The organism is Paenibacillus sp. GYB004 (assembly GCF_036577605.1).
Classification (GTDB): Bacteria; Bacillota; Bacilli; order Paenibacillales; family NBRC-103111; genus Paenibacillus_AB; species Paenibacillus_AB oceani.
In genome coordinates this window covers 243,748-256,120 of sequence record NZ_JARBDB010000035.1, presented here as the reverse complement: position 1 = coordinate 256,120, position 12,373 = coordinate 243,748, and the positions used below count along the sequence as shown (strand labels likewise).

Below are 12,373 nucleotides of genomic sequence, written 5' to 3'. Positions count from 1 at the left end.
GCCGGCGGCTTAGCGATTTTTGCGGGCGGCGCGAATTTTCTCTTCATACTGCTGGAAGATGCTTTCTCCCTCATAGGAGCTCATCAATTCCCCGCGATATTCGGGCCAGCGCTTCCCGGATTTGTCCTGGAACAGCATTTTCAATTGGAGCTCGTTTTGGCGCGCGCGCATTTTTTCCACATTAATGCCCAGCGGAGGGGTTAAGGTCGTCCCCAGCCCTTCATATACCGGGATAGTAGTGATCGTCCGGATCACGGTCCGGTCCCGAGCGGTGATGCGCGGGTCCTCGATCGCAAGTCCGAGGATTTCCGGCGTATTCGGCGTAAAGAAGCTCCAGATGTTCAGGAGATCCTGAATGGCATTATCTTCATTGCGCAGCATGCCGGGTAACAGCGTAATGGTGTTTCCATCCCGTTTGTAATGCTGATCCCGAATCCCGTAGTGCGTAAGCAGGAAGCCTTCCTCGCCGGCCAGCCAGTCCAGGATTTGGGCGGTAACTTTGAGCTTCTCCTGATTCAGGCCTGCGGCGTTATTGGAGAAGACGAACGGATAACCCGGAGCCGCCGCCGTGCGGAGCGGCTGACTGCCGAACGGATTAAACGGCACCCAATCGGCGTTCGGGTCAATCGCGCGGCTCCGCGTCTGCAGGCTCTCCGGATTGGAATCGAGGGCGAATTCCAGCCTATCGCCGAGGACGATTCCCGCCTTGCCTTGCACGGCTTTGTCCACATGCTGATTGTCCTTGTACAGAAACCAGTCGGGGTCGACCAGGCCTGCGTCCTGGATCTTCAGAATATCTTCGACGACTTGCCCGACCCGCAAATCCGTCTGCATGTCGATCAGCTTGTCGTTCTCGAAATATGCCGGAAAGAGGAGCCCGTTCTTGACGTATTCCGGCCAATCCAAGGAAATGCCCGTTCCGGCGCCGGCCGTCGTGAACCCGTACGTATCGTTGACCCCGTTCCCGTCCGGATCTTTATAGGTAAACGCGTGAAGAACGTTGACATATTGATCATAGGTTTGCGGAACGTCCAAGCCGAGGCGCGACAACCAGTCGCGGCGGATGTAATAGGCGCGGTACGTTTTTTTGTCATACGGAATCGGGGCCCTCGCAAATTTGTTATGCACCTGATATTCGCGAAGTTCCTGCTCGTTCATCCAGTATTTGAAATAGTTCGGCATCGTCGCCGGCGTCACGAAATAAGTCATGTCCGCCAGCACATTGTCCAGCGTATATTTGGCTCCGCCGTCCGGACTGATATTCAGCCACATATCGGGAGGATTGTTGGCGGCCAGCAGAGAAGCCAAGGTCGCATTGTATTCGTCGCCCGGGGGCATGGCCGTTACGGTAAGATCGATGTTGAATTTGGCTTCGATCGCTTGCCGGATAAAATCGTCTTCGGGCGGAGGCAGGTGTGAACCTGGAGCGCCGCTTATAAAAAAGTGCAGAGACAGCTTCTCCTCCGGGTTGTCCGCGCCCGATACCGGGCGGCCGGTATCGGCCATTCCCGGCTTTAGCCAGACCAGGATTCCGAGCAGGACGAGAAGCGCCAATCCCGCGATCCCCCATTTGGCAGCTTTCACTTGGTTTTCTCCCCTTCTTGCATCACGTTTCTTCCTCTAATACTACTTGTTCAAGCCAAGTAAATAAAGAGTTTCTTCAGAGGAGAGCCGCTTCGGGGAAGGGGGAGCGGCCGGGCTGAATCCGGGCGTGGAGGCTGGTCGGCGGGATGCCCCAAAAAAAGGCCGCCCACCGGGAAGGAACCCGGGAGACAGCCTAATCTGTCAACGCTTATTTAAATTTCGGCAGCCAGTCGCCGTGAGCTTCAATCATCGCGTCACACATCGCGACGATATCGTCGATCGACAATTCCGCGGAAGTGTGCGGGTCCAGCAGCGCCGCATGGTAAATATGCTCTTTTTTCAGCGTACGGGCCGCTTCGATCGTCAGCAGCTGGGTGTTGATGTTGGTCCGGTTGAGCGCCGCCAGCTGCGGAGGCAGATCGCCCACATACGTAGGCGTGATGCCGTTGCGGTCGACGAGACAGGTAACCTCGACGCAAGCTTCCTTCGGCAGGTTGGTGATCAGACCGGTGTTCATTACGTTGCCGCCGATGCGGAACGGGTTGTTCGTCTCCATCGCTTCCATCATATACGAAGCGTATTCGTGGGAACGCGTATGCTCGATGTTTTTGTTATTGACGAGTTCTTCGCGCATCGTCTTCCAGCGTTCGATCTGACGGACGCAGCGGCGCGGATATTCGTCGAGCGGGATGTTGAATCGTTCGATCAGCTCCGGATAGTTGCGCTTGATGAAGTACGGATGATATTCCGCGTTATGCTCGGAAGATTCGGTGACATAATAGCCGAACCGGAACATCAGTTCGTAGCGAACCATATCGCCGTGTTTTTCCTTTTGTTTCTCGGCGGCGCGACGTTTGATCTCCGGATACAGATCGACGCCGTCCTTCGTTACTTCCAGCAGCCATGCCATATGGTTGATGCCGGCGATTTTCGCCTGCACGCCTTCCATATCGATTCCGAGCGGCTTGAACAGATGAGGAATGCATGCTTGGACGCTGTGGCACAAACCTACCGTTTTGACGCCGCCGTCCGTATTCATCACGTTCGTCAGAACGGCCATCGGGTTCGTATAGTTGAAGAACCAGGCGTCGGGGCATACTTCGCGAATATCTTTAGCGAAATCCAGCATCACCGGGATCGTGCGCAGATTGCGGAAAATACCGCCTATTCCGAGCGTGTCGGCGATCGTTTGCCGGAGACCGAACTTCTTCGGAATTTCGAAGTCGGTAATCGTGCAAGGGTCGTAACCTCCGACCTGAATCGCATTAACGACATAGGTGGCGCCGCGCAAAGCTTCCCGGCGGTCGGCGTACGAGATGATGCGGCACGTGCTGCCGGACGTCGTCTTCAAGTTGTTCAGCATGTTCTCCGAATCTTTCAACCGCACCGGGTCGATATCGTGAAGCGCGATCTCAAAATCTTGCAGAGCGGGAGTCTTCATGACGTCGCCCAGTACGTTTTTGGCGAATACGCTGCTGCCTGCTCCGATGAAAGTAATTTTCGGCATTTTGCAATTCCTCCTTGTTTGTTCTATAAGTGCGAGTTCAAAAAGTCCGGTTTTCAGCACCGAGAAGATGGGATGAAGCTAGGAAATGAGGAGCGGAGCGTAGTGAAGCTACGTGAGCACCGGAAGTTCCGGCTGAATGCCATATTCGATGCCGAGCAGGCTTCCTGATCTGCTTCGTGATCAAAAGCGGACTTTTTGAACAACCTCTATAAGCAACTATAAAGTCAGGAGGTCAAAAAAAATATGGAGAAAAGCGTGTTGCTTATGGAACAATGCGGCTTCCTTCGAACGTGCCCCGGCAGCCTCTTGATTTGTGGCGGCGCTTCGTTTTCAATAGAAGAGAGGTTCACCGATTCAGAAAACGAACAAGGAGCGCACGGCCATGAACATGGAGGAACGTCATTCGACGTCAGTGAATCCCCTGCCGGGCAAAGGCGAATTGACCGTCCTTTTCGGCGGAAGAGAGCGGACGGCGCCTGCCCATAATGTCGGTCCGCAGGTGCGCGATTATTTCCTCGTCCACCATGTGATGTCGGGAAAAGGCACGTTTCAATGCATGGGGCGCACATACGAGCTCGGGGAAGGAGACAGCTTCTTCATTTTCCCCGGCGAGCTCATCCGGTACACGGCCGACGACGCCGATCCGTGGACGTACCGGTGGGTCGGCTTTCGCGGCAATATCGCCGAGGAGCTGCTGAATGCGGCGGATATCTCCCAGCATCGTCCGGTAGCACGACCTTCGCGCCATCGGCGGGTTGCGGTGCTGTTTCATCAGATCGAGCGGTCGCTGGAGCTGGCGGACCCCGGCGTCGACCTGCGAAGCGGCGGTCTGCTGCGGATGCTGCTGGCCGAGTACAGGAAGGACGAGGCGTACCGGTCCGAAGGTGCGGACGGGAAGAGGACGCCGATCGAGCAGCAGGTCGAGCGCACGATCCGCTGGCTGACCGTGCAATATGCCGAGCCGATCTCGATCGAGAAAATGTCGCAGTCGCTCGGATACAACCGGACGCATTTGTCCAAAATGTTCAAGCAGTACACCGGGATGACCCCGATGCATTTTCTGCTGAAAATTCGCATGGAGCGTGCGAAGCTGCTGCTTCGCGAGAAGCTGACGGTGGAGCAGGTGGCGGCATCGGTCGGCTTTACCGACCCGCTTTATTTCTCCAAGCAGTTCAAGAAATGGTTCGACCGGTCTCCGACGGAATACCGGCAGGAAGCGGACGGAAAGTCTTTTTACGATTGCAAGGACTGATCGGGCCGAAGACGCGCCAAAAAAAGCGGGGGAACGTAGTGCTCCTCCGCTTTCCGGCTGCAAGGGCCGAATCGCCGTGCCGGTTACTCCCGGACGAATTGCAAGCGGCAGCCGTACGCCTTGGCGATGCCGTGCATCAGTTCGTTAAGCGATCGGTCGACTGCATAATGCGCGCTTCCTTCATAAGGAAAACGGGCGATCAGATGCTCCTCCATCTGCGCCACCGCCTGAGCGGTCTCGGCAAGTCCGTCCGATTCGGCAAAACGGTATACGGCGCACAGATGCCCGTACAAATAGCAGCCCCCGGACAGCGATACGAAGCCGTAATCCTCAAAGAGCGGAGTCACCTCGGCCTTCTCCGGCAGCTTCAGCAGCTCGAAGGGCTCGTACTCGAATTCGTATTCCTCAATCAGCTCCGTCAATAACGCGCACTCCCGCTGCTCATCCACAATCAGCAGTTCCTTATCCCGGTCCGACAATCGTACGTGATTCGCCAATGCTTGGACGAACCCGGCGTATTCGTCCGGCTTTGTGTCTTTGGGAAGCTGGACTTCCACACCGTATTTCCGCATCGTATCCCCCCTCCGTCTGAATCTGGCTTTTTCCCATTGTAGCAATCCGCCATTTCCGTGTCGAATGCGAGGAAGAAATTGTATCGTTTTTTTGAAACGCATGAAAAAGAGTTCACGAAAGCGCTTTTTTGATATAGTATAGATAAAAATAAGGCTTTTGAACTAGCAACCTTTTCGCTGTCTGCATATCCGAAGGAGGGATGTCCTCTTGTTCCGCCATAAAAAGTGGCTGCTGCTCGGCTCCGCGGTATGTTTCGCCGTCGTACTCGTCTCCGTGCTGTTCGGCGGATCGGTCGACCGGTCCAAACCGAGCGCAGGGGAAGGCAATCCGGTCGATCATACGCCCCCGTCGGCGAGCGATGCGGAGAAACAGCTGAAAGTCGCCGTCTCCATGCCGCCTAAAGAGTTCCAGCTGCTGCAGCAGCTGAAGGAGCAGTATCAAAAAGCGCATCCCGGCATCGTGATCCAGTTGGAGAACGTGCCGGACGATACGGTTTACGCCAAACTGAAAAAAGCGGCACAGCTCGGGGAAGCGCCCGACGTTATGCTGCTTGATAATAGCTGGGTGAGCGAATTCGCCGCTCTCGGTTATTTGCTGCCCGTCGATTCGATGCTTGCCCAGGATTTGCAGTCCCAGCAAATGGAACAGGCGCTGGCGCAAGTGAAATGGAACGGATACGTATGGGGGGTTCCCAAAGATTTGGATGCCCCCGTATTGGTTTATCATACGAAAAGACTGGCTGATGCGGGAACGGAGAAGCCTCCGGCAACGTCCGAGGAGCTCGTGTCGCTCCACAAGCAGCTGCATAAACCGGAGGAAGGCAAGTACGGAATCTACATTCCCGCGTCCGACGGACATCTGTTTGCGACGATGGTGCGCATTCTGGGCGGCGGCAAAACCGCTTCCAAGCAATACCCGGTGAAGCTGAACGACCCGGCTGTGCTGAAATCGCTGGAAGCTTTTCTGCTGACGGCGCCGGACGGGGCTAAAGAAGACGCGAAAGCGCTATTAAAATCGTTTCCTTACGAAAGCGCGACGTGGAAACCGTGGGAGCTGCTCGCGCAGGGCAAGATCGCCGGTTATTTGACCACCTTCTCCGACTGGAAGCAAAACGGTTCTCCGGCCGTTCAGACGATGGCGAAAATCCCGCTTCCCAAAGGGGAGGAGACGTGGCTGACGCCTTGGCTATCCGGCAGAAGCTTCGCGATTTCCGCCCGGTCTGAGGCTGCCAAGGAGTCGTTCGAGCTGATCCGTGACTGGATCTCCCAGCCGTCCGCGCTTCATTTCTGGCGAACCGCCGGTGTGCTGCCGGCGCAGCGTAACGCCTATATGACGGGAATCCGGGATGACGTGGGCTTTTCGAACATCGCCGCCCTTATCGACAATAATGAACCGACGCCGGCTTTCCCGCAGCGGGTGAAGCAGTTGACGGCGCTTGAAACCCAGCTGGAGCTGCTATGGAGGGGCGAGCAGCCGCTCCGGACGTTCGCGGAGCGGACCGAAGCCGAATGGGAGACGATCCGTCCCGCTTCCAAGTAAAGCTTACGTTCAGAGGCTGAGCTTCAAAGAAATCGTCATTTCGCCGGTTTTGATCGTTACGTCGGTCGCTTGAATAAACGGGGCGATCTTGCCCGGATAAAAAGCGAGATCGAATTGCCGCTCCAGCGACTTTGCGGTAGATTCGGGCATCGCGTACCCGTTGAACGATAAGCTGTCAATGAAAAAACGAATGGCGTTTACAGGTTTATTTTCGGCTACATACCGTCCTTTGAGCGAGATCTTGATGTCGTCGGCCGTACCTCCGGCTGCGATCGCCTCGTCTTCGAACAGAAACGAAAAACCGTGCAGCGCCTTGCTCTTCGCCTGCATAAACCGGTTTAACTCGCCGTCGCCGATGACGATAGTTGGGTTCAGTCCTTTCATCGAGACCATTTTGCCGTTTTGTCCGATCAGCTCCGGCAGCTTCGTCATCACTTCGGCCAAGGCGGCGAAATACGAGCGGAACAAAGGAAGCCCGCGTTGTTCCCACTGCAAGCGGATATCGGCCAGTTCGGTTTCGAGCCGCGATTTGTCGGGGTGGCCTGCCAGCAGACGGTCAACTTCCTGTTGCGCTTCCGTCCGCTTCGCCTTTTCCGCTTCGTAGGCGTTCCTCGTATCGGCAAGCAATCGGCGGCCCTCTTCCAGCTCGGCTGCGGCTTGTCTGTAAGCGGTGTACTGCTCCTGGTAGTCGGAGATGAACTTGCGGTCGCGGGAGAGGATGAACTGCAGCTGCTCCCAGACGTACAATGCGTCCCGGAGCGAACTTGCGCGGAGCACGGTCAGCCAGATCGAATGCCGCTCTCCTGTATAATAAGACCGGATGACCGATCCGGTCTGATTTTTTTTCTCTTCCAGCCTCCGGCTTGTCTGTTCGGCCAGCCGGCCGGTCACTTCAAGCGTTTCGATCAGCTTGTGTTCCTCGTCCGTCAGCCTTTCGATCTCACGGTCCAGCTCGTACACGGTTAATCCTTTCCCGAGCAGCAGGCTGTCGGCACTGACGCTTGGCTCGGCCAGCGCGAAGCCGTTCCCGCAGAAAAGCAGCGAGCAGGCCAGTCCGATCGCCGCCATCCGGCGAACTATATTCGGCATCGGTTGTCCCCCCTGTCCTATCCGTACTAAATGTATCGGAGGGAGCGGCGTTTTATGCTTCCCGATTTGATGAACATGGAAGTTGTTCCGCTTCGCGTGACAGCGGGCGTAAGGAAACGGCAAATCCCCATACCGGAAGGGTACAGGGACTTGGGCTGGGGTGCGCTGCGCTGCGCATAATCGGAAGCTCACTTCCTGGGAAGCAGCTTCAATAGATCTTCAAACGGCTTTACGGCTGCCGGGACGTCTTGTTCAAAAGGAATAGGCTTGTTTATGTCCGACAAGCTGTAATCGAGCTTGAACCGGTACGTTCCCGGGGCAGGCGCCGAGGCCGCCGGCAAGCCGTTCAGATCAAGGGATATACGTTCGAGAAACGATTCCGGATTGACCCGAAGCCGGATCTAGCCCGGCGCTTGAAGCTGCAATCCGGCAAGCTGTTGCGGATTGCCCCAACTGCCTCCCGTGATCGCTTGCAGCTGTCCGGTCCATCCGGCTAGGCCAGCCCCCATCTGTTTCGACAATTCGGCAGCATTGGCTTCCGTGATCCCGATCGAATACTGCTTGCCCGCCCCCGGGTCATCGAGCTTATCTTCCTTAAACCACTTCGGCTCGACTCCGGACAGAAGCGAATCCAGCATACGGGTCATCGCGTCCCGGGTGCGGACCAGAGCATCAGGCTGCAACGCGCCGGGAGAGGAATTGCCTGCGGGCTTTGTCAGATCAAACGAGTAATACTCGTCCTTCTTGTTCAAAAGTGGAATCTGGGCGTACATTTTGTTATCCTTGATAAGAAACGGAATTTGAAATGAATTCCCCGACCGGGTTGTCATCTGTACATTCGTCTCCAGGCGCACCGGGCTGTAGCTGGCGATGCCGGACCATTCCAATTGCGCGCCGTTGACGGCACCGGCCAGCGCTGCGGTAAGCGGATTGGAAGCGCTGCTGGAAGCGGCTCCCGGGGTGTCCCAGCCGAACGACCCGCTGCCGCTGAATCGGAATTGCTGAATCTCGCTTTGCTTGCGGATCGCTTGCTGCACCGCTTCTTTTTCCTTGACTCCGTCCGAGCAGCCGGAGAACAGCAGGGCGGCAGCCGCCAATACGACCGGGAGGAACGGCAGCTTTTTGTTCATCGATGTCTCCTCCTTTGCGGGTTTTCCCTAGTTTATCGCTCTCATTATACTTGGATATCGGGCGATTGTCTGTACGCAACAAGTGCCATTTACAGAAGCAGGAAGGAGGAAAGCATACTGTGACGGACTTAACCGGACCGTATCCGTTGATCCCGATCATCCGTTCGAGAATCGGCGAAAGTCCCCGTTCGGCCCTATCGTTTCGCGATTATATGGAGCTGTGCTTGTACCACGATCCTCTCGGCTATTACAGCAGCGATACGGTCAAAGTGGGCAAGGATGGAGATTTCTACACCAGCTCCTCGATCGGAACGATTATGGGCGAAGTGCTGGGCATGTTTATCATCAAGCAAGCGCAGCGGTACGATGCGGATACGCCACTGACGATCGTCGAATGGGGAGGCGGTACCGGCCGGCTGGCCGGACATATCCTCGATACGGTCGCACAGCGCAGTACATCTTTGTATGACCGGCTGACGTATGCGATGGTAGAGAGCAGCCCTTTCCATAGGCGGCTGCAGACCGAGCAATTGAGTCATCACGTGGCGGTGCAACACGTAACGCCAGGACAATCGTACGAGATGCTGGAGAACGGTCCGGCGATCGTGTTGTCGAACGAGCTGCTCGACGCGTTCCCGGTACACCGGATCGAGCGCAAGGACGGGAGCCTGTACGAATGGTTCGTCGGCTGGAGCGAAGAGTCCGGCAAGTTCGAGACGCGGCTGTTTCCGCTGGCTGCCGGCAGCCGCGCGGCTTCCTATATCGAGCGGGAATCGGTGCCGGTCCGCGAGCGTCAGATCGTCGACGTGAATCCGGAGGCGGCCGATTGGGTGAAACGCATCGTATCGGAACTGCGGGAAGGCATGCTGGTTACGATCGATTACGGCGATGTCGCCGCGGAGCTGTACAGCGCTCACCGCATGCAGGGAACGTTTCTATGCTACAGGAAACATCAGGCGTTCGATGATCCGTATGCGTATCCGGGCGAGCAGGATATGACTTCTCATGTAGACTTTACGGCTTGTATCCGGGCGGGTATTGAAGCAGGGGCGGGCGAATGGTCGCTAAGGACGCAAAAGCAGTTTCTGATCGACGAAGGGGTGCTGGAGCTGCTTGTAGCTCATAACGGTCAAGACCCGTTCGGGCCTGAGGCGAGACGGAATCGTGCGGTTCGCCAGCTGCTCGTCAGCGATTCGATGAGCGAGTTATTTAAAGTTTTGGTGCAAACGAAAAAAAGGTGATCCCCCGGTTATGTACGTAAGACGCCGGAAGCTCACCTTTTTTTGTTGGCTTAATCGCGAAGCGGGGGATTAAAGCTCCATCTCGAAAAACGACCAGTACGTGAACCCTAAGAAGGAGAGAACCATGTATCCCCAGAAAATCATAATGTACGTACGTTCGGACAAATTCATATACCCCAAAACGACAAAAGCGGCGGTTTGGAAAAAGAACAGCAGCGCCATCTCCTTCATGTCGCCGGCCAGTGCCATCAGACCGATCGCGAGCGTCCAAAAGCCGAGCACTCTGAACATGCGAGCCACCATTACTCCCCCTCTCTGTTGAACGATCGATAAACGCAAAATCCTATTGTCCATTATACCTGCAACCTTTTCGACTTGTAAACCGGAGAACGTGACGAATTAGCAAACTTTTTATCGCGTTGGTCCTAGCATAACCGGTTGTCCGAAAAAACATGTATGAGCGCCACAAAAAATGGTAATACCAAATAGTATCAAATAGATTCTATGAACTCTAGTTTGGGCATAGAAATAAGTTAGTGGCGATATTAGTTTGTGTTGGGAGGTTTTCGTTGATGACTGTAGTCAGACAAGACGCATGGAGCGAGGAAGACGATCTAATATTGGCCGAGGTGACGCTTCGCCATATCCGCGAAGGCAGTACGCAGCTTGCGGCCTTTGAAGAAGTAGGGGAAAAGATAGGTAGAACGGCGGCTGCCTGCGGGTTTCGGTGGAACAGCTGCGTACGCAAAAAATACGATGCGGCGATCTCGATCGCAAAGGCTCAACGGCAGAAGCGGAACCAGTTCCGGAAGCAAGCCGGAATAGGCTCGGCCGTAACATCCGTAGCTACGCTGGATACGGCGGATATCGGTTCGTCCAGACACGAGCCGGTGACGGAGGAGTCCATCTCGATCGATGCGGTCATTCGTTTCCTGCGCCAGTGGAAAGGAACGTATCAGGAGATGAGCAGACAGATCCGCAATCTGGAAAAAGAACTGAAGGAAAAAGACGAAGAGCTGGACGATCTGCGCCGCGACAAGGAACAGCTAGGGAAAGAAATCAGCAATGTGCAGACCGATTATCGCGTCGTGAATGACGATTACAAGGCGCTCATTCAAATTATGGACCGTGCCCGCAAGCTCGCTTTTCTCGTAGAAGAGGAAGAGGAGCAGAAGACGCGGTTTAAGATGGATGCGAACGGAAACCTGGAACGGATCGATTGACGTTTGCAGCCGCGATGCCGGGAAACGAAGCGCATGCGGACCATATAAGGAAGATCGAGCTATAAGCCTGCAGCGGTTTAACCCGCCGCGGGCTTTTTCGATTTAGGAGACAGTATATCGTGGAAGTGGCTCCAACCCCGGTAAACGCCAGCGTCAAAGACGCCGGTAGGCGTTTATCCTTGTTTCCTTCCGAAAATATGGTATAGTAGCGGAAAAAGGCCGGGGGACGGATATGAGAATTGCATGCGTAGGCGCGGGATCGATAGGAATGCTGGTAGCTTCCGGACTGGCTGCCGCGGGGACGGATACGACGCTAATCACCCGTACCGGAGAACAGGCGGAGCTGCTGAACGAAACGGGTATTCAATTGCTGGACGGCGGAGGGGAGAGGGGTGTCGCTATTCGCGCACATTCCTATGAAAATAAGACCGCACCGCTGCTGGACGGCGCAGAGAAACCTTACGATTGGGTGTTCCTGACGGTGAAGCAGAAGCATATTACGGAGCCGCTGCTGGACACTTTGCATCATTTGCTGGGGGAGCAAGGGAAGCTGGTATGTTTTCAGAACGGAATCGGTCATGTCGAGAAACTGGAAGAGCGGTTTCCGCTGGCGCGCATTTATTTGGCGGTGACGACGGAAGGCGCGAAGAAGCTGTCTCCTAACCGGGTCGCGCACACCGGACAAGGATGGACGACGATCGGACATGCAGGTACGGATATTGGGGGAAAAGAGCAAAATTTGCTTGAAAAAACGATGAATGAGGCAGGATTTCGTACGTTCCTGTCGAACCAAATGATAGAGATTGTATGGAATAAGCTGCTTATTAACGCGGTCATCAACCCGCTGACTGCGCTGCTTCGTCTTCGCAACGGAGAGCTTCCGGCGTCCGGGGAGAGGCGCCGACTTATGCGCGATCTACTGGATGAGGGGCTGGCAGCCGCCAACGCTTCAGGCATCCGCACGCGCGACGACGTATGGGAGCAGCTGCTTGACGTATGCGCCAAGACGGCCGGCAACCATTCCTCCATGCTGCAGGACGTCTCCGAGGGGCGAATCACCGAGATCGATTGGATTAACGGAGCCATGCTGGAAGCAGGCGCGCGGCACGGGGTGCCGATGCCTCATCATGAAACCGTATACCGTCTCATAAAAGCTGCGGAACCGGCAAATACATAATGCCGGCTTGCTGCCGACAGCTTGAACAACGATGCTTCTATAGCGCCGATAACACGTT

The 12,373-nt window shown here is 55.6% G+C and carries 11 protein-coding genes; 5 read left to right on the top strand and 6 right to left on the bottom strand.

Annotated elements, in window-relative coordinates; genetic code table 11:
- Positions 1-9: 9 nt before the first annotated feature.
- Both PV433_RS15955 and PV433_RS15950 read right to left on the bottom strand, forming a co-directional pair.
- Positions 10-1,584 carry an extracellular solute-binding protein gene (locus PV433_RS15955; protein WP_332073063.1) on the bottom strand — a complete coding sequence of 525 codons (1,575 nt, stop codon included), beginning with the start codon at positions 1,582-1,584 and terminating at the stop codon, positions 10-12.
- A 208-nt stretch (positions 1,585-1,792) separates the two neighbouring features.
- A complete protein-coding gene (locus PV433_RS15950; protein ID WP_332073062.1) occupies positions 1,793-3,091 on the bottom strand; it encodes an alpha-glucosidase/alpha-galactosidase in 1,299 nt (432 codons plus the stop codon).
- Between the two features lie 382 nt (positions 3,092-3,473).
- On the opposite strand from PV433_RS15950, the gene PV433_RS15945 reads away from it, so the two are divergent.
- Positions 3,474-4,343 (top strand): AraC family transcriptional regulator, encoded by an 870-nt coding sequence (locus PV433_RS15945; RefSeq protein ID WP_332073061.1) that lies wholly within the window; start codon positions 3,474-3,476, stop codon positions 4,341-4,343.
- Positions 4,344-4,426: 83 nt separating this feature from the next.
- Here PV433_RS15945 and PV433_RS15940 read toward each other — a convergent pair whose 3' ends face one another.
- Positions 4,427-4,915 carry a hypothetical protein gene (locus PV433_RS15940; RefSeq protein WP_332073060.1) on the bottom strand — a complete coding sequence of 163 codons (489 nt, stop codon included), beginning with the start codon at positions 4,913-4,915 and terminating at the stop codon, positions 4,427-4,429.
- 208 nt (positions 4,916-5,123) lie between these two features.
- On the opposite strand from PV433_RS15940, the gene PV433_RS15935 reads away from it, so the two are divergent.
- The gene (locus PV433_RS15935) at positions 5,124-6,455 is read left to right on the top strand and encodes an extracellular solute-binding protein (RefSeq protein ID WP_332073059.1); all 1,332 of its coding nucleotides are present in this window, start codon (positions 5,124-5,126) and stop codon (positions 6,453-6,455) included.
- A 9-nt stretch (positions 6,456-6,464) separates the two neighbouring features.
- Here the strand turns inward: PV433_RS15935 and PV433_RS15930 are convergent, their stop codons facing one another.
- Positions 6,465-7,544: a coiled-coil domain-containing protein gene (locus PV433_RS15930; RefSeq protein ID WP_332073058.1), complete on the bottom strand. Its 1,080-nt coding sequence runs from the start codon at positions 7,542-7,544 to the stop codon at positions 6,465-6,467.
- 401 nt (positions 7,545-7,945) lie between these two features.
- Positions 7,946-8,674, bottom strand: coding sequence for a hypothetical protein (locus tag PV433_RS15925; RefSeq protein ID WP_332073057.1), 729 nt, complete (start codon positions 8,672-8,674; stop codon positions 7,946-7,948).
- Between the two features lie 119 nt (positions 8,675-8,793).
- Here PV433_RS15925 and PV433_RS15920 point away from each other — a divergent pair, with 119 nt between their 5' ends.
- Positions 8,794-9,915, top strand: coding sequence for a class I SAM-dependent methyltransferase (locus PV433_RS15920; protein ID WP_332073056.1), 1,122 nt, complete (start codon positions 8,794-8,796; stop codon positions 9,913-9,915).
- A gap of 69 nt (positions 9,916-9,984) precedes the next feature.
- Here PV433_RS15920 and PV433_RS15915 read toward each other — a convergent pair whose 3' ends face one another.
- Positions 9,985-10,215, bottom strand: coding sequence for a DUF2626 domain-containing protein (locus PV433_RS15915; RefSeq protein ID WP_190926498.1), 231 nt, complete (start codon positions 10,213-10,215; stop codon positions 9,985-9,987).
- Between the two features lie 272 nt (positions 10,216-10,487).
- Here PV433_RS15915 and PV433_RS15910 point away from each other — a divergent pair, with 272 nt between their 5' ends.
- Complete coding sequence (locus PV433_RS15910) at positions 10,488-11,138, top strand: RsfA family transcriptional regulator (protein ID WP_332073055.1); 651 nt, start codon at positions 10,488-10,490, stop codon at positions 11,136-11,138.
- 232 nt (positions 11,139-11,370) lie between these two features.
- Positions 11,371-12,315, top strand: a complete 945-nt coding sequence (locus tag PV433_RS15905; RefSeq protein ID WP_332073054.1) for a ketopantoate reductase family protein — start codon at positions 11,371-11,373, stop codon at positions 12,313-12,315.
- Positions 12,316-12,373: the final 58 nt, after the last annotated feature.